General features: G+C 72.6%; 16 protein-coding genes. 9 read left to right on the top strand and 7 right to left on the bottom strand.

Features of this window, described 5'->3' with window-relative positions; translation table 11 throughout:
* The first annotated feature begins 191 nt into the window (after window positions 1-191).
* A complete protein-coding gene (locus ACIPXC_RS07690; protein ID WP_401614547.1) occupies window positions 192-674 on the top strand; it encodes a hypothetical protein in 483 nt (160 codons plus the stop codon).
* Here ACIPXC_RS07690 and ACIPXC_RS07685 read toward each other — a convergent pair.
* The 5 genes from ACIPXC_RS07685 to ACIPXC_RS07665 all read right to left on the bottom strand — a co-directional run bounded on the left by ACIPXC_RS07685 (window position 655) and on the right by ACIPXC_RS07665 (window position 4693).
* On the bottom strand, window positions 655-1284 hold the full coding sequence (locus tag ACIPXC_RS07685) for a Maf family protein (RefSeq protein WP_401614545.1): 630 nt from the start codon (window positions 1282-1284) through the stop codon (window positions 655-657). The genes ACIPXC_RS07690 and ACIPXC_RS07685 overlap by 20 nt on opposite strands.
* Before the next feature lie 21 nt (window positions 1285-1305).
* Window positions 1306-1440: a morphogenic membrane protein MmpB gene (gene mmpB, locus ACIPXC_RS07680; protein ID WP_401614543.1), complete on the bottom strand. Its 135-nt coding sequence runs from the start codon at window positions 1438-1440 to the stop codon at window positions 1306-1308.
* Window positions 1441-1521: 81 nt separating this feature from the next.
* Complete coding sequence (locus ACIPXC_RS07675) at window positions 1522-1734, bottom strand: acyl-CoA carboxylase subunit epsilon (RefSeq protein ID WP_401614541.1); 213 nt, start codon at window positions 1732-1734, stop codon at window positions 1522-1524.
* An 18-nt stretch (window positions 1735-1752) separates the two neighbouring features.
* A complete protein-coding gene (locus tag ACIPXC_RS07670; protein ID WP_401614539.1) occupies window positions 1753-3345 on the bottom strand; it encodes an acyl-CoA carboxylase subunit beta in 1593 nt (530 codons plus the stop codon).
* A gap of 49 nt (window positions 3346-3394) precedes the next feature.
* Window positions 3395-4693, bottom strand: a complete 1299-nt coding sequence (locus tag ACIPXC_RS07665) for an RNA-guided endonuclease InsQ/TnpB family protein (protein ID WP_401614537.1) — start codon at window positions 4691-4693, stop codon at window positions 3395-3397.
* Window positions 4694-4774: 81 nt separating this feature from the next.
* Here ACIPXC_RS07665 and ACIPXC_RS07660 point away from each other — a divergent pair, with 81 nt between their 5' ends.
* From ACIPXC_RS07660 to hutH, 5 genes are all read left to right on the top strand, one after another.
* Entirely contained in the window at window positions 4775-5638 is an 864-nt protein-coding gene (locus ACIPXC_RS07660) for a biotin--[acetyl-CoA-carboxylase] ligase (protein ID WP_401614535.1), read from the top strand.
* A gap of 221 nt (window positions 5639-5859) precedes the next feature.
* On the top strand, window positions 5860-7008 hold the full coding sequence (locus ACIPXC_RS07655) for an adenylate/guanylate cyclase domain-containing protein (RefSeq protein WP_401614534.1): 1149 nt from the start codon (window positions 5860-5862) through the stop codon (window positions 7006-7008).
* 412 nt (window positions 7009-7420) lie between these two features.
* The gene (locus tag ACIPXC_RS07650) at window positions 7421-8218 is read left to right on the top strand and encodes an enoyl-CoA hydratase/isomerase family protein (RefSeq protein WP_401614533.1); all 798 of its coding nucleotides are present in this window, start codon (window positions 7421-7423) and stop codon (window positions 8216-8218) included.
* A 514-nt stretch (window positions 8219-8732) separates the two neighbouring features.
* Complete coding sequence (locus ACIPXC_RS07645) at window positions 8733-9848, top strand: diguanylate cyclase domain-containing protein (RefSeq protein ID WP_401614531.1); 1116 nt, start codon at window positions 8733-8735, stop codon at window positions 9846-9848.
* Between the two features lie 217 nt (window positions 9849-10065).
* Window positions 10066-11607, top strand: a complete 1542-nt coding sequence (gene hutH, locus ACIPXC_RS07640) for a histidine ammonia-lyase (protein ID WP_401614605.1) — start codon at window positions 10066-10068, stop codon at window positions 11605-11607.
* Window positions 11608-11690: 83 nt separating this feature from the next.
* On the opposite strand, the gene ACIPXC_RS07635 is transcribed toward hutH, so the two are convergent.
* The gene (locus ACIPXC_RS07635; protein ID WP_401614529.1) at window positions 11691-12029 is read right to left on the bottom strand and encodes a hypothetical protein; all 339 of its coding nucleotides are present in this window, start codon (window positions 12027-12029) and stop codon (window positions 11691-11693) included.
* A gap of 155 nt (window positions 12030-12184) precedes the next feature.
* On the opposite strand from ACIPXC_RS07635, the gene ACIPXC_RS07630 reads away from it, so the two are divergent.
* From ACIPXC_RS07630 to ACIPXC_RS07620, 3 genes are all read left to right on the top strand, one after another.
* A complete protein-coding gene (locus ACIPXC_RS07630; RefSeq protein ID WP_401614527.1) occupies window positions 12185-12478 on the top strand; it encodes a hypothetical protein in 294 nt (97 codons plus the stop codon).
* Window positions 12479-12611: 133 nt separating this feature from the next.
* Window positions 12612-13883: an Ig-like domain-containing protein gene (locus ACIPXC_RS07625; protein WP_401614525.1), complete on the top strand. Its 1272-nt coding sequence runs from the start codon at window positions 12612-12614 to the stop codon at window positions 13881-13883.
* 156 nt (window positions 13884-14039) lie between these two features.
* On the top strand, window positions 14040-15023 hold the full coding sequence (locus ACIPXC_RS07620) for a GNAT family N-acetyltransferase (RefSeq protein ID WP_401614523.1): 984 nt from the start codon (window positions 14040-14042) through the stop codon (window positions 15021-15023).
* Here the strand turns inward: ACIPXC_RS07620 and ACIPXC_RS07615 are convergent.
* Window positions 15013-16020: a helix-turn-helix domain-containing protein gene (locus ACIPXC_RS07615; protein WP_401614521.1), complete on the bottom strand. Its 1008-nt coding sequence runs from the start codon at window positions 16018-16020 to the stop codon at window positions 15013-15015. The genes ACIPXC_RS07620 and ACIPXC_RS07615 overlap by 11 nt on opposite strands.
* Window positions 16021-16029 lie beyond the last annotated feature (9 nt).

The raw sequence follows: 16029 nt of genomic DNA, 5'->3' as shown, positions 1-16029 counted from the left end.
CCGTCGTCCCGCAGGGCGAACCGGGACAACACCGTACCCACAGCCAGGTGCCCGATCGGGGTCCCTACGGGCCGCAGCGCGCCGGGCGTGTACTCCGGACGGGCGATGCGGGCGCATCCCTTGCCCACCGGGCTACCCGTTAGTAGCCTCCAGGCGTCGAACGGGCGTATGGCGCTTGGGGGTGGGTGCACATGGTGCGAAGACTCGTGGCCGGACTGGCCGCGATCGTGCTGGTCGCGGAAGCCGCCGTGCTGGTGCTCGTCCACATCGTGCTCGGCCGGACCACGGCCAACCAGTCGATGTCCATCGCGGGCAGCGATCCGGACGTCATGTCCAAAGCCACCTACGCCATGGGCGCGGGCATGGGCGCCTTCCTGGCGCTGTGCGCCGGGTTCGCCGCCGTCACCGCGCTGCGCGACCGGGCGCCGGGCCGCTTCGCCCGCGTCGTCCTCGTCAGCGCCGCCGTCACCCACGCGGTGCTCGGCATACTCGCCGTCGGCCTGGTCGGCTGGGCCGCCTTCGCGACGCTGATGCTGATCCTGTGTCTCCTCGTACTGATCCTGACGCTCTACCCCGCAGCGGCCCGGCAGGGCGGCGGGGGTGACGACGGCGGACCGGTCGGGGACACCCCGCCACCGCCGCCGTTCGGGGAGCTCAAGCCCACAAGTCCGTGATGGACACGTCCAGTTCGCCCAGCAGCGAGCGCAGCAGCGGCATCGACAGGCCGATGACGTTGCCGTGATCCCCGTCGATGCCGTCGATGAACGGCGCCGACAGCCCGTCCAGGGTGAACGCCCCCGCCACGTGCAGCGGCTCGCCGCTCGCCACGTACGCCGCGACCTCGGCGTCCGTCGGCTCGCCGAAGCGGACCGTCGTCGAAGCCGTGGCCGAGACCTGCCGTCCCGTCGCCGTGTCGATCACGCAGTGCCCGGTGCGCAGCACACCGGCCCGGCCGCGCATCGCCTTCCAGCGCGCGGTGGCCTCCTCGGCGTCCGCCGGCTTGCCCAGCGCCTCGCCGTCCAGCTCCAGCACCGAGTCGCAGCCGATCACCAGGGCGCCCGAGGCCTCGTCCAGTCCCGCGACGACCGCCGCCTTCGCCTCGGCCAGCGCCAGCGCCAGCTGGGCCGGCTCGTCGTGGTCGAGGGCGTCCTCGTCGAAGCCGCTGACGATCACGTGCGGGGCGAGACCGGCCTGCCGCAGCAGGTTCAGCCGGGCGGGGGAGGCGGAGGCGAGGACGAGCTTGCGCACGCTCGCGAGCTGGGGTGTGGCAGTCATGCCCGCCATCGTAGGTGCGCCCGGGGCGGCTCAGAAGTGGCTCACGCCCAGGACGTACACCACCACGAGCATGGCGAGGGCGAGCACCACGGTCAGCCGCCGGATCATCGCCTGCGCGTCGCGCATGTCCTCGGGCGGCTCGTTCTTCGGGTCGGACCAGAGCATGTTCCGATCCTGGCCCTGTGGACCGGTGCGGCGCCTGAGTACGGGTACTCAGGCGCCGCACCGCGTTCACCACATGCCGGCCTACCCGGGCCAGTACGTCCGGCCCCAGGCCCGCGGCCCCGGCTGCGGCAGCCGCCGCCGGGCCACCCGGGTCGGCGTCGACCACTCGTCCGTGACCCGCGGGGCGCCCGACGGCTGCGACGCGGCCAGCAGGGCCGCGCGCGCCTGTACCACCGCCAGTGCGGCGGCCAGCTCCTCAGGGGTCGGATTGCCCTTGACGACCTTGATCACCACGGTGACCTCCTGGAGGGACTAGAGGGGGATGTTGCCGTGCTTCTTCGGCGGCAGGGACTCCCGCTTGGTGCGCAGCTGCCGCAGCCCCTTCACCACGTGCGCGCGGGTCTCGGACGGCATGGTCACCGCGTCGATGTAACCGCGCTCGGCCGCCGTGTACGGGTTGAGCAGCGCGTCCTCGTACTCGGCGATCAGCCGGGTCCGGGTCGCCTCCACCTCCTCGGGGGCGGCCTCGGCGAGGGTGCGGCGGTGCAGGATGTTCACCGCGCCCTGCGCGCCCATGACGGCGATCTGCGCGGTCGGCCAGGCCAGGTTCAGGTCCGCGCCGAGGTGCTTGGAGCCCATGACGTCGTAGGCGCCGCCGAAGGCCTTGCGGGTGATGACGGTGATCAGGGGGACGGTGGCCTCCGCGTACGCGTAGATCAGCTTGGCGCCGCGCCGGATGATTCCGTTGTACTCCTGGTCGGTGCCCGGGAGGAAGCCCGGCACGTCCACGAACGTCAGCACCGGGATGTTGAAGGCGTCGCAGGTCCGCACGAAGCGGGCCGCCTTCTCGGAGGCGTCGATGTCCAGGCAGCCGGCGAACTGCATCGGCTGGTTGGCGACGATGCCGACGGGGTGGCCCTCGACCCGGCCGAACCCGGTCAGGATGTTCGGCGCGAAGAGCGACTGCGTCTCCAGGAACTCCGCGTCGTCGAGCACGTGCTCGATCACGGTGTGCATGTCGTACGGCTGGTTCGCGCTGTCCGGGATCAGCACGTCGAGCTCGCGGTTGCTGTCGGAGACCTCGGTGTCGGCCTCCTCGGGGAAGGCGGGCGGCTCGGAGAGGTTGTTCGAGGGGAGGTACGACAGGAGCGACTTCACGTACTCGATGGCGTCCTTCTCGTCACCCGCCATGTGGTGGGCGACGCCGGACGTGCTGTTGTGCGTACGGGCCCCGCCCAGCTCCTCGAAGCCGACGTCCTCGCCGGTGACCGTCTTGATGACGTCCGGGCCGGTGATGAACATGTGCGAGGTCTGGTCGACCATCACCGTGAAGTCGGTGATCGCGGGCGAGTACACGGCGCCGCCCGCGCAGGGCCCGACGACCAGGCTGATCTGCGGGATCACGCCGGAGGCGTGGACGTTGCGGCGGAAGATCTCGCCGTACATGCCGAGCGCGCTGACGCCCTCCTGGATGCGGGCGCCGCCGGAGTCGTTGATGCCGACGAGCGGGCAGCCGGTCTTCAGCGCGAAGTCCATGACCTTCATGATCTTCTGGCCGAAGGTCTCGCCGAGGGCTCCGCCGAAGACGGTGAAGTCCTGCGAGAACACGGCGACGGGGCGGCCGTCCACCGTGCCGTAGCCGGTGACGACGCCGTCGCCGTAGGGGCGGGTCTTCTCCAGCCCGAAGTTGGTGGAGCGGTGCCGGGCGAACTCGTCCAGCTCGACGAAGGAACCCTCGTCCAGCAGTAGGGCAACCCGCTCACGCGCCGTCAGCTTGCCCTTGGCGTGCTGCTTCTCCACGGCACGGGCGGAACCGGCGTGGGTGGCTTCGTCGATGCGGCGCTGCAGATCCGCGATCTTGCCCGCGGTGGTGTGCATGTCGATCGGCTCTGACGGATGTGACATCGGGGTCGCGGCTCCCTGCATGGTGTCAACTGCCTGGTCAATTGATTGACTACTGCTGGCTACTGGTGCGTAGCGTATCGGCGGGCATGGCGCTCGGCAGTGCGGCGTTTGACACACCTACATTGGGTTGCTTGGCCTCGTCGCGTTCCCTAAGAGGAAGCGTTCCCGCCCTTACGGACGGGCTTTCCTGCTTCGTAGCGGGCCGCCCCGTCGCGGCGGAAGCCCGCCGGGGTCCTACGCCCGCTCCACAGGCTGACACCGCCAGCCCGGCGGCCAGGACGTTGATCGCCGCATTCTCGTCGCGGTCGTGGTCCGTCCCACATGCCTCACACTTCCACGCGCGGACGCCCAGGGGCATGTCCTGGGCGAGGGTGCCGCAGACCGAGCACAGTTTTGAGCTGGGATGCCACCGGTCGATGACGATCAGCTCACGCCCGTACCAGGCCGTCTTGTACTCCAGCATGCTCCGTAGCTCGCGCCATGCCGCATCGGAGATGGCGCGGGCGAGACGGGGGTTCTGTTGCATGTTGCCGACCGCGAGGTCTTCGATCACGAGCGTTTGGTTTTCGCGCACGAGTCGGGTGGTCAGCTTGTGCAGGTGGTCCCGGCGGCGGTCGGCGATCCGTGCGTGGACCTTCGCTGTTCGGGTACGTGCCTTGGCCCGGTTCTTGCTGCCCTTCTCCTTGCGTGACAGGGCTCGCTGGACCCGCGCCAGGCGTTCGCGGTCCCTGCGTTCACACTTCGGGTTGATGATCTTTTCTCCGGTCGACAGGGTGACCAGTGCTGCCAGCCCTGCATCGATCCCGACCGCTCGCGCCATCCGGGGAAGCGGGTCGGGCCCGTCTTCGCAGAGCAGGGAGACGAACCAGCGACCGGCCGAGTCCCGGGACACCGTCACGGTGGTGGGCTCCGCGCCCGCCGGCAAGGGGCGCGACCATACGACCGACAGGGGAGACGTCATTTTGGCGAGAGTCAGTCGACCGTCCCGGAAACGGAAAGCAGAACGGGTGTACTCGGCACTCGTCCTGGACTTTCGCTTCGACTTGAACCGGGGGTGGCGGCACCGCCCGTCCCGGAACGCGACGAACGCCCGCTGGAGGTGCCGCAGGGCCTGCTGGAGCGGCACGCAGGACACCTCGTTCAGGTACGCCAATTCCGTGGTCTGCTTCCACGCGGTCAACATGGCCGACGTTTGTGCGTAGCCCACGCCCTTCTGGCTGGCGCGGGCCGAGAGCGCCAGGTTGTAGACCTTCCGCACGCAGCCGAACGTCTTGGACAGCTCCGATGCCTGCGCGTCGTCGGGGTAGAAACGGAACTTGAATGACCGCTTTACCGCAGAATTTCCCACAGTGAGGAAGCTAGGGTCAGTCAAGATCCGAACACAAACCCGGGTCAGAGGATCACACACGGCGACATAAGGAATTCGACCATGTCATCAGACGCCTCAGCAGGAGCCTCCGCAGGTCGTTGGTCGAGCCTGGACCGGCCGCCGCTCAATGCCGCCGCGCTGCGGCGGGCCCTCGTCACCGGGGACGGGCTGTGGACCTCCGTGGAGGTGGTGGCCTCCACCGGGTCCACCAATACCGACCTTGCCACGCGGGCGGCCGAGCTGCCCGAGGGGGCCGTGCTCGTCGCCGAGGAGCAGAGCGCCGGACGCGGCCGGCTCGACCGGAGCTGGGTCGCCCCGGCCCGCTCCGGGCTGTTCTTCTCCGTGCTGTTCAAGCCGGGCGACGCGGTCCCGCAGGAGCAGTGGGGCTGGCTGACCCTCCTGGCGGGCGTGGCCACCGCGACCGGGCTCTCCCGGGCCGCCGGTGTGGACACCGCACTCAAGTGGCCCAACGACCTGCTGGTCACCGTCGAGGGCGAGGAGCGCAAGGCCGGCGGCATCCTCGCCGAGCGCACCGCGGACGGCATCGTCGTTGGGATCGGGCTCAACGTGACCCTGACCGAGGAGGAGCTCCCGGTGCCCGCCGCCGGGTCGCTGCTGCTGGCCAAGGCCACCGTGACCGACCGCGAGCCACTGCTGAAGGCCGTACTGCGCTCCCTTGAGGAGTGGTACGGGAACTGGCGCGCGGCCGGTGGCGACCCGGCCGCCAGCGGCCTCCAGGAGACCTACGCGGCGGGCTGCGCCACCCTCGGCCGGCACGTGCGCGCGGAGCTCCCCGGCGGGCGCACCCTCACCGGAACGGCCGAAGCCGTCGACACCGATGGCCGCCTGGTGATCCGTACGGCCGACGGGACCCACGAGCCGGTGGGGGCGGGCGACGTCGTCCACCTGCGGTCCGTGCACTGACACGGGCGGGGCCGGACGTACGGCGGAATGCGCGTAATGCCGGGTTTCGGGTGCGTACGGCCTCACGCGCCGCCGCGCGGAGCCCGGGCCCGGCCCGGATCCGCCCCGGGGAGGGGGAGTGAGCTACGGCACACCTGCCGTATGGTTTAGGCGATCCCGCTGCTCGTGGTGATCAACCGGTTCGGCAGGGCAGTGCGCACGGAATGGACAGGAGGCGGCCCTTGACCGTCGACGACTCTGCCTCCGGCGCGTCCGCCCCCGGGCCCACCGGTCCGAGCACCCCGATCGGGCGCGACCAGCACACCCCCCACCACGAGGTGGACCACACCGTGCAGCCGACGGCGGATCCCCTCGCGATCCGCCTGGAGCAGCTGATCCTCGGCGCCGAGCGCCGGTACACGCCGTTCCAGGCCGCCCGCAGCGCCGGGGTGTCGATGGAGCTCGCCTCCCGCTTCTGGCGGGCCATGGGCTTCGCCGACATCGGCCAGGCCAGGGCGCTGACGGAGGCCGACGTGCTGGCCCTGCGCCGGCTCGCCGGTCTGGTGGAGGCCGGGCTGCTGTCGGAGCCGATGGCGGTGCAGGTGGCGCGGTCCACCGGGCAGACCACGGCGCGGCTGGCGGAGTGGCAGATCGACTCGTTCCTGGAAGGGCTCACGGAGCCGCCGGAGCCGGGGATGACCCGTACGGAGGTCACGTACCCCCTGGTCGAGCTGCTGCTGCCGGAGCTGGAGGAGTTCCTCGTCTACGTGTGGCGGCGCCAGCTGGCGGCGGCCACCGGACGCGTGGTGCAGGTCGCGGACGACGAGGAGATGGTCGACCGGCGGCTCGCGGTGGGCTTCGCCGACCTGGTGGGCTTCACCCGCCTGACGCGGCGCCTGGAGGAGGAGGAGCTCGGCGAGCTGGTCGAGTCCTTCGAGACGACCGCGGCGGACCTGGTGGCCGCGTACGGCGGCCGGCTGATCAAGACGCTCGGCGACGAGGTGCTCTACGTCGCCGACGACGCGGCGACGGCGGCGGAGATCGCGCTGCGGCTCATCGAGACGATGGAGGCCGACGCGCAGATGCCCGAGCTGCGGGTCGGGATCGCCTTCGGCACCGTGACGACCCGGATGGGCGACGTCTTCGGGACCACGGTGAACCTCGCGAGCCGGCTGACGTCCATAGCTCCCAAGGACGCGGTGCTGGTGGACGGGGCGATGGCCGAGGAGCTGTCCCGGACCGGCGCCGCACCGGTGTCGGAGAAGGAGGCGGAGGCGGAGCCCGACGAGGGTGCGGCCTACCGGTTCGCCCTCCAGCCGATGTGGCAGCGGCCGGTGCGCGGTCTGGGCATCGTCGAGCCCTGGTCGCTGACGCGCCGCAAGCGTCGCTGACACCGCCTGCCTGCCTGCCTGCCTGCCCGCCCGTTGCGGTGCGGTGCGGTCGGGATGCCCGTACGCGGGGCCCGCAGGTCCGGGACGGGGGCGCGAGCCCGGCTTCGGTGGGGCCGGGCGCCCGCCGGGGCGTCTCCTCGGGCGCCGAACGGTTCTCGGGGCCGGAAAGCGCGGCAGCGGTGCGTTCGGCGCCCTGCGGGGATCGCCCCGGCACGCACCCGGCCCCGGCGGGGTCGAAAGGTGCGGCCGGGTTGCGGCCGGGGTGCGGCCGGGGAGCGGTCGGGGTGCGGTCGCAAGTCGTGGGGCCCGCAGCGGTCCGGCTCCGGAGCCGCCGGGCGGGCGCCGGGCGTCGCGGACGGCGGGGCGGCCCGCCTACTATCCCGACGTAACGTTCGTTAACCGGGAGGGTCCTATGACGTCCGAGTTCGAGTCGGAGTTCGTGGCGGTACGCCGCCACGAGGGCGGGGTCGCGGAGCTGGTCCTGGACCGCCCCAAGGCCATGAACGCGGTGTCGACCGACATGGCCCGTGCCATCGGCGCGGCCTGCGTCGCGCTGGCCGCGGACCGTTCCGTACGGGTGGTCGTGCTGTCCTCCGCCGCGGAGCGGGCCTTCTGCGTCGGGGCCGACCTCAAGGAGCGCAACTCGCTGTCGGACGCCGAGTTGGTGCGGCAGCGGCCCACCACGCGCGGCGCCTACGGCGGCGTGCTGGAGCTGCCGATGCCGACGGTGGCGGCCGTGCACGGGTTCGCGCTGGGCGGCGGCTTCGAGCTGGCCCTGGCCTGCGACGTGATCGTCGCCGACGAGACCGCGGTGGTCGGCCTGCCCGAGGTCTCGGTGGGCGTGATCCCCGGCGGTGGTGGTACGCAGCTGCTGCCGCGCCGCGTGGGCGCGGCGCGGGCCGCCGAGCTGATCTTCACCGCGCGCCGGGTGGAGGCCGCCGAGGCGCTCTCCCTGGGCCTGGTGGACTCCGTGGTCCCGGCCGGCCGGGACACGGCCGAGGCGCTGGCTCTGGCGTCGCGGATGGCTGCCAACTCGCCGGTGGGCCTGCGGGCCGCCAAGCGCGCGCTGCGGCTGGGGCACGGGATGGATCTGGCGGCCGGGCTGGAGATCGAGGACGCCGCCTGGCGGACGGTCGCCTTCTCCGGTGACCGTGCGGAGGGTGTGGCGGCCTTCAACGAGAAGCGCACGCCGAACTGGCCGGGGGAGTAGGCGCCCCGCCGTGCCCAGGCCGGGCGCTCCGCCGTGCCCAGGCCGGGCGCTCCGCCGTGCCCAGGCCGGGCGCCCCGCCGTGCCCAGGCCGGGCGCTCCGCCGTGCCCAGGCCGGGCGCTCCGCCGTGCCCAGGCCGGGCGCTCCGCCGTGCCCAGGCCGGGCGCTCCGCCATGCCCAGGCCGGGCGGCGCGCCATGCCCAGGCCGGGCGGCGCGCCCGGCCTGGGCTGCGGCGGGGCCCCGGGGTCCCGGGTGCCGCCTCGGGCCCCGCGTGCTGCCTCGGGCCCCGGGTGCCCGCCTCCGGTCCTGGGTGCCGCTTCGGGTCCTGTGTGCCGCTTCGGGTCGCCCGGCCGGGCCGCGGCGGGGCCTCGGGCCCCGGGTGCCGCTTCGGGTCCTGCGTGCTGCCTCGGGGCGGCCGGTCCCGGCGGGTCTCGGGTCGCCTCGCGGCGGCCTCCGGTGCGTCGAAACTCGCGCCATTTGTCTCAAAATCTGACAAAACTCCCTAACCTGGGGTGATGGGAGCTGACGGGCGGCTGCGAGCCGTGGTGGGCCTCGCCCAGGCGATGGCCGCGGCGGGCACGCCGCGCGACAGTGTGCGTGCGGCCGCGCGGGGTGCGCGCCTGGCGATGGACGGCTCGTTCGCCGCGATCTCCGCGTGGGAGCGGGAGCGGGGGTGCCTGCGGGTGCTCGTCAACGAGGGCGGGCGGCGGGCGGGCGAGGAGGAGTTCCCGGAGGACGAGTCCTACCCGGTGCACGACTTCCCCGAGATCGCCGAGTTCCTGCACGAGCGGTGGGTGGGCGGTGGCGGCCCGCACGCCTGGGTCGAGAGCGCCGCCGGCGACCGGCCGGGGCGGCGCGGCGAGGCCCTGCGCCGCCGCGGCCGCGGGACGTGCGTGGTGGCGCCCGTCGTACTCAGCGGCCGGGCCTGGGGCGAGCTGTACGTCGCCCGGGACGAGGGGCTGCCCGACTTCGACGGCGACGACGCGGAGTTCGCCACCGTGCTCGCCGCCGTGGTCGCGGCCGGCCTCGCGCAGAACGAGCGCCTGGAGGAGGCGCGGCGGCTCGCCTTCACCGATCCGCTGACCGGGCTCGCCAACCGCCGTGCGGTCGACATGCGCCTCGACGAGGCCCTGGAGGAGCACCGGCGGACCGGCGTCGTCGTCAGTCTCGTCGTCTGCGACCTCAACGGCCTGAAGAAGGTCAACGACACCCTCGGGCACGCCATGGGCGACCGGCTGCTGGAGCGGTTCGGGTCGGTGCTGAGCCTGTGCGGGGCCATACTGCCGGGCGCGCTGGTGGCACGCCTGGGCGGCGACGAGTTCTGCCTGGTCGGGGTCGGCCCGTCGGCGGACGACGTCGTCCGGGTCGGCGAGGAGCTGTGCGCGCGCGCCGCCGAACTGGAACTGGGCGAGGGCGTGGCCTGCGGGGTGGCCTCCACCGGGGACCCGATCGGGCCGGTGAAGTCCTCCAGGCGGCTGTTCCGGCTCGCGGACGCCGCCCAGTACAAGGCGAAGGCGGCCCGTTCGGCCGGTCCGGTGGTGGCGGGCCGGGACACGGCGGTGGTGCGGCTGGCGGACGCCGCCGCCCAGGAGGCTCCGGGGGAGCGGCGGCGCTTCCGCGGCCGACAGTGACCGTGCGCCCGGATGCTCGGATGCTCGGATGCTCGGATGCTCGGATGCTCGGATGCTCGGATGCTCGGACGCCCGGAGGTCCGGAGGTCCGGAGCCCGGAGGTCCGGCGCGCAGGTCCGCAAGGGGTGTGTCCGTAAGGGGTACAACGGCTGCCCGATCGTGACAGTTCCAGCTAGTGACATACAGCGATTCAATCCGTAGGGTGCTGAATATGGATATGCACACTGTCGTGGTGGGGACGTCCGGTACCACCGCCGAGGACGTCATCGCCGTTGCCCGCGGCAACGCACGGGTCGAGCTGTCCGGCGAGGCGCTCGACGCACTCGCCCGCGCCCGCGAGATCGTCGACGCGCTGGCCGCCAAGCCCGAACCCGTCTACGGGGTGTCCACCGGGTTCGGCGCCCTCGCCTCCCGGCACATCAGTCCCGAGCTGCGCGCCCAGCTCCAGCGCAACATCGTCCGCTCGCACGCCGCCGGCATGGGCCCGCGCGTCGAGCGCGAGGTGGTCCGCGCGCTGATGTTCCTCCGCCTGAAGACCGTCGCCTCCGGCCACACCGGGGTCCGTCCTTCCGTGGCGCAGACCATGGCCGACGTGCTCAACGCCGGGATCACCCCGGTCGTCCACGAGTACGGCTCCCTCGGCTGCTCCGGCGACCTGGCACCGCTGTCCCACTGCGCACTCGCGCTGATGGGCGAGGGCGACGCCGAGGGTCCCGACGGCGTCGTCCGCCCCGCCGGCGAGCTGCTCGCCGAGCACGGCATCGAGCCCGTCGAGCTCCGCGAGAAGGAGGGCCTCGCCCTCCTCAACGGCACCGACGGCATGCTCGGCATGCTGGTCATGGCCCTTGCCGACCTCGACAGGCTCTACAAGTCCGCCGACATCACCGCCGCCCTCACCCTGGAGGCGCTGCTCGGCACCGACAAGGTCCTCCGGCCCGAGCTGCACGCCATCCGCCCGCACCCCGGCCAGGGCGCCTCCGCCGCCAACATGGCCGCCGTACTGAAGGGCTCCGGGCTGACCGGGCACTTCCAGGAGGAGTCCGCGCCGCGCGTGCAGGACGCGTACTCCGTGCGCTGCGCCCCGCAGGTCGCCGGCGCCGGCCGCGACACCATGGCGCACGCCGCCCTGGTCGCCTCGCGCGAGCTGGCCTCCGCCGTGGACAACCCGGTGGTGCTGCCCGACGGCCGCGTGGAGTCCAACGGCAACTTCCACGGCGCCCCCGTCGCCTACGTACTGGACTTCCTCGCCATCGCCGCGGCCGACCTCGGCTCCATCGCCGAGCGGCGCACCGACCGGCTGCTCGACAAGAACCGCAGCCACGGCCTGCCGCCGTTCCTCGCGGACGACGCCGGCGTCGACTCCGGTCTGATGATCGCCCAGTACACGCAGGCCGCCCTGGTCAGCGAGATGAAGCGGCTCGCGGTGCCGGCCTCGGCCGACTCGATCCCCTCCTCCGCCATGCAGGAGGACCACGTCTCGATGGGCTGGTCGGCCGCGCGCAAGCTGCGCACCGCCGTCGACAACCTGACGCGGATCATCGCCATCGAGCTGTACGCCGCCACCCGCGCCATCGAGCTGCGCCACGGCCTGACGGCCGCCCCGGCCAGCCTGGCCGCGATCGCCGCCGCCCGCGAGGCGGGCGTGCAGGGTCCCGGGCCGGACCGTTTCCTCGCCCCCGACCTGGCCGCCGCCGACGAGTTCGTCCGTACGGGCGGGCTGCTCGCCGCGGTGGAGCCGGTGACGGGTCCGCTCGCCTGACGACGGACGCCCGCGCCGCACGAACCGATGGGCCGCCCCGGGATGTTTCCCGGGGCGGCCCGTCGCCGTCGTACGGGGACGCTCTACGAGCCGGGGGAGCGGCGTACCGAGAAGGCCACGAAGGCGGCCCCGACGCCGAGGCAGAAGGTGCCGCCCAGGAGGTAGGGGGCGGTGTCGACGGAACCGGTGTCCGCGAGCGAGAGGGACTGGGCCCGTGCACCCGAAGCGGAAGGCGCCGAGCCCGTGATCGTCCCGGTGGCAGCCGCTCCGTCGGCCGCCTCCGCGGTGTTCGCGCCCGCGGGGACGGCGGAGGGCCCCTCCGCCGCTTCCGGGGCGGTCGCGCCCGCCGAGGGCACGAACCACAGGGCGGCGAGGAGGGTGGTCGCTCCGAGAGCGGTGAGCAGCGGTCGGCGTGCGGACACGGTGCGATCCCCCTTGTGGCAGCAGCGAATTGGCCGTGTGCGGTGATGCTACGGAAAGGGGCGGGTCGTGGGAAAGTCAGGGCCTCCCCGGGCTTACTCTCCGTCGTATGAACCCTTCTGAGACATCACGATATGTACGACTTCGGGTGGATCTGGTGCTTGAAGTACCGGACGCCCAGGCGCTCACGGGTGCGGCGCTCGCCCACATCAAGGCCGACGAGTTCATGCCGGACGAGGAGCGCAGCCATGCGGAAGCCGCCGTCCGGGAGGACGAATCGGAGGCGCTGGCCTACCTCGTGGACCCCACCGACCTGGTCCTGGACGTCCCCGGGGTGGAACTCGCGCAGGCATCCTGGAGCAGCGAGCCCGTCGAATACGACCCCGAGTCGATGGAGTGGGACCTCGACGAGGAAGATGGGGACTTCGACGAAGAACCCGACAACGCCTGACCGTGTGGTTGCCCACATCCGAACGGAATGTGGAACCGGCCGACGCCGTTAACGCGTTGTCAGGACCAGGCGGGGGGCTGTGTCCCCCTGGCGGGCCAACCCCGGGACGGCGGTCTCGGGGTTTCCGGCAACGATGGAGTGGCGTGTGAGGACGGACAGCAAGCGGCGGAGAAGGTCCCTGGCGGCCATATCCGTCGTGCTCGGCGGCGTACTGGTGCTCTCGGCGTGCAACGACGAGGGCGGCGGGGACCCGAAGGGCAACGGGGAGGCCAGCAAGTCCCAGGCGGACGTGGACGCGGCAGCGGCCAAGGACACCTCGAAGGCCAAGATCACGATAACCCCGGAGGACGGCGCGACCAACGTCGGCCTCAACGACGCGGCCGGCGTCGCCGTCGCCGACGGCACACTGACCCAGGTCGAGCTGAAGACGAGCGAGGGCACGGCCGTGGCCGGCGACATAGCCGCCGACGGCAAGAGCTGGAAGCCCAAGGGCGCGCTGAAGCGCTCGACCAAGTACGCCCTGTCGGTGACGGCCAAGGACGCGGACGGCAAGGAGGCGCACGAGAACGCCTCCTTCACCACCGTCTCCCCGGAGAACAGCTTCGTGGCCAACTTCGTGCCGGAGGAGGGCCAGACCGTCGGCGTCGGCATGCCGGTCTCGATCACCTTCAACAAGGCGATCAAGGACAAGAAGGCCGTCCAGGCGGGCATCACCGTCTCCTCCAGCAGCGGCCAGGAGGTCGTCGGGCACTGGTTCAGCGCCCAGCGCCTGGACTTCCGCCCCGAGCAGTACTGGAAGGCGGGCTCCACCGTCACGCTGAAGCTGGCGCTGGACGGCGTACAGGGCGCTCCCGGCGTCCAGGGCGTCCAGAGTAAGACCGTCACCTTCAAGATCGGCCGCAGCCAGGTCTCCACGGTCGACGCGAAGACGAAGAAGATGACGGTCACCCGGGACGGCGCGGTCATCAAGACCATCCCGATCTCCGCGGGCGCCCCGGCCACCCCGACCTACAACGGCCAGATGGTGATCTCCGAGAAGTTCAAGGAGACCCGCATGAACGGCGCCACCGTGGGCTTCACGGACGCCGACGGCAAGGGCGAGTACGACATCAAGGACGTGCCGCACGCCATGCGACTGTCGAACTCCGGGACCTTCCTGCACGGCAACTACTGGGGTGCGGACTCGATCTTCGGCAGCGCGAACACCAGCCATGGCTGCGTGGGCCTGAACGACGTCAAGGGCGCCGGCGACCCCAACCAGCCGGCCGCCTGGTTCTACGACAACTCCCTCATCGGCGACGTTGTCACGGTGGTCAACTCCCCGGACAAGACCATCAAGCCGGACAACGGCCTCAACGGCTGGAACATGAGCTGGGCCGACTGGAAGGCCGGCTCGGCCGCCTGACACCGGCACGGCCGGCCACCGCCGGCCCGTACGACCGCGAACGGCGGGGAACCCCACGGTTCCCCGCCGTTCGGCGTTCCCGCCGTTCGACGCAGCGGCGCACGGTGGCCGAAAACCTCCGGGCGGCGCGCCGGGGCAGTCCCTAAGGTCGGGGCCATGATGATCCACTCGCTCGCCCTGCCCCCGTCCGACACCGAGGTGGACGCCTGGCTGGCGGTCCTCACCGCGGCCGCGGCCGTCGACCTGCCCCAGTTGCCCCCGCCCTCCCGGGTGGAGGTCGCCGGACGGCTGCGCGTGACGCCGGTACGCGGCCGGCCCGTGCTGTGGACGGCCGGCGCGAACGGGAGCCGGGAGGGGAGTGACGGGGTGGCCGGCCTGCTCCTGTTCACCGAGGAGGGCAACACGCACACCGCGTTCCTGGACGTGCTGACCGTACGCCCCGGGGCGCGGCGCCGGGGCGTCGGCACCGCCCTGTGGGAGCGGGTCCGCGAGGAACTGCTCGCGCGCGGCCGGACCTCGGTCGCGGCCATGCTGGACCTCGGCGGCCCCGGCCAGGCCTTCGCGGAGGCGATGGGCTTCGAGAACGTCCTGCCGATGGCCTGGTACACACAGGAGCTCCAGGCCGACGTGCCCGTACCGGCCCCGGCCCCGGTCACGCCCGGCTACGAGCTCCTGACCTGGCACGGCCTCGTCCCGGCCGCGTGGGCGCCGGCCGCGGCCGCCGCCCACGCGGCCATGGAGGACGCGCCGACCGGCGACATGGACGAGCGGATCCAGACCTGGACGCCCGAGCGGCTGCACGCCCTGCAGCAGGTGGTCCTCGACCGGGGAGGCGAGATGACGACGGTGGCGGCGGTCACCCCCGGGGGCGAGGTCGCGGCGTACACGGAGATCGTCCTGCCGGACCCCGAGGGCACGAGCGCCGTCCAGTACGACACGGTGGTCGTACCCGCTCACCGCGGCCACGGCCTCGGGCGGGCCGTGAAGGCGCACATGGCCGCGCGGGCCGCCGCCCACCACCCGCGGCTGCGCCGCATCACCACCACGGTGGCCGACGAGAACGGCCCCATGCGGGCGGTCAACGAGGCACTCGGTTACCGGCGGGAGCGTGGCGTGGGCATCTACCAGATCAAGCTGTAGCCGCATCCCGGACCCGGGCCGTAGCCCCGAGGCGTGCGGCCGGCTCGACGTCCGCCGGAGCGGCTGCCGGGACGGCCTCGCGCCCGGCCTCCGGCCCGGCCGTGTGCCCGGCCGTGTGCTCGGCAGCCGCTCCGGCGGCCTGCTCGGCGACCCGCTGCGCGTCCCAGGACGCCAGCAGGCGCAGGGCGTCCTCGGAGGCCGAGCCCGGCTCCGCGTGGAAGGTGACCAGGGCCTGCGTCGGATCGTCGGGGAGCGTCAGCGTCTCGAAGGACAGGCGCATCTCCCCGACGAGCGGATGCCTCAGCAGCTTCACCCCGTGCGTCTTGTCCGCCACCGTGTGCGCCGCCCACAGCCGCCGGAACTCCTCGTTCTTCACCGACAACTCCCCGACCAACGCCGACAACTGCTCGTCGTCCGGATGCTGGCCCGCGTACAGCCGCAGGTTGCTGACGACCCAGCACGCCTGGCACTCCCACTCCCCGTAGAGCTCGGCGGTCGCCGGGTCCAGGAACATCAGCCGGACCAGGTTGCGTTCCGCCGCGGGCAGCGCCCCGAAGTCCCCGAAGAGCGCCGCCGCCAGCCGGTTCCAGCCGATGACGTCCTGACGGTGCCCCACCAGGTACGCCGGTACACCGTCCATCGCGTCCATCAGCGTGCGCAGCGCCGGCCGCACCTGCTGGGGCCGCCGGCTCGGGCGGCGCCTGCGCGCCCTCGGCCGCGCCAGGTCCATCAGGTGCGCCCGCTCGGTGCCGTCCAGCCGCAGGGCCCGCGCGATGGCGTCCAGCACCTCCGCCGACACGTTGTGCCCGTCGCGCTGCTCCAGTCGCGTGTAGTACGCGACCGACACCCCCGCCAGTTGTGCCAGTTCCTCACGGCGCAGCCCCGGTACCCGCCGACGGCGCCCGTAGTCCGTCAGGCCCACGTCCTCCGGGCGCAGCCGTGCGCGGCGGGAGCGGAGGAACTCGCCCAGGCACGCTCGCTGATCAAGCTGGTCCATGCCGCCCAG

The organism is Streptomyces sp. NPDC090021, from assembly GCF_044748225.1.
Classification (GTDB): Bacteria; Actinomycetota; Actinomycetes; order Streptomycetales; family Streptomycetaceae; genus Streptomyces.
Note: the sequence above shows the minus strand (reverse complement) of the source record. Positions and strands in the feature narration are given on the sequence as shown.

Excerpts from the sequence above, each read along its gene's own strand:
- ACIPXC_RS07690 (WP_401614547.1), top strand. The coding sequence starts at position 192 with ATGGTGCGAAGACTCGTGGCCGGACTGGCCGCGATCGTGCTGGTCGCG.
- ACIPXC_RS07685 (WP_401614545.1), bottom strand. The coding sequence starts at position 1,284 with ATGGCGGGCATGACTGCCACACCCCAGCTCGCGAGCGTGCGCAAGCTC.
- mmpB (WP_401614543.1), bottom strand. The coding sequence starts at position 1,440 with ATGCTCTGGTCCGACCCGAAGAACGAGCCGCCCGAGGACATGCGCGAC.
- ACIPXC_RS07670 (WP_401614539.1), bottom strand. The coding sequence starts at position 3,345 with ATGTCACATCCGTCAGAGCCGATCGACATGCACACCACCGCGGGCAAG.
- ACIPXC_RS07660 (WP_401614535.1), top strand. The coding sequence starts at position 4,775 with ATGTCATCAGACGCCTCAGCAGGAGCCTCCGCAGGTCGTTGGTCGAGC.
- ACIPXC_RS07650 (WP_401614533.1), top strand. The coding sequence starts at position 7,421 with ATGACGTCCGAGTTCGAGTCGGAGTTCGTGGCGGTACGCCGCCACGAG.
- ACIPXC_RS07645 (WP_401614531.1), top strand. The coding sequence starts at position 8,733 with ATGGGAGCTGACGGGCGGCTGCGAGCCGTGGTGGGCCTCGCCCAGGCG.
- hutH (WP_401614605.1), top strand. The coding sequence starts at position 10,066 with ATGCACACTGTCGTGGTGGGGACGTCCGGTACCACCGCCGAGGACGTC.
- ACIPXC_RS07625 (WP_401614525.1), top strand. The coding sequence starts at position 12,612 with ATGGAGTGGCGTGTGAGGACGGACAGCAAGCGGCGGAGAAGGTCCCTG.
- ACIPXC_RS07620 (WP_401614523.1), top strand. The coding sequence starts at position 14,040 with ATGATGATCCACTCGCTCGCCCTGCCCCCGTCCGACACCGAGGTGGAC.
- ACIPXC_RS07615 (WP_401614521.1), bottom strand. The coding sequence starts at position 16,020 with ATGGACCAGCTTGATCAGCGAGCGTGCCTGGGCGAGTTCCTCCGCTCC.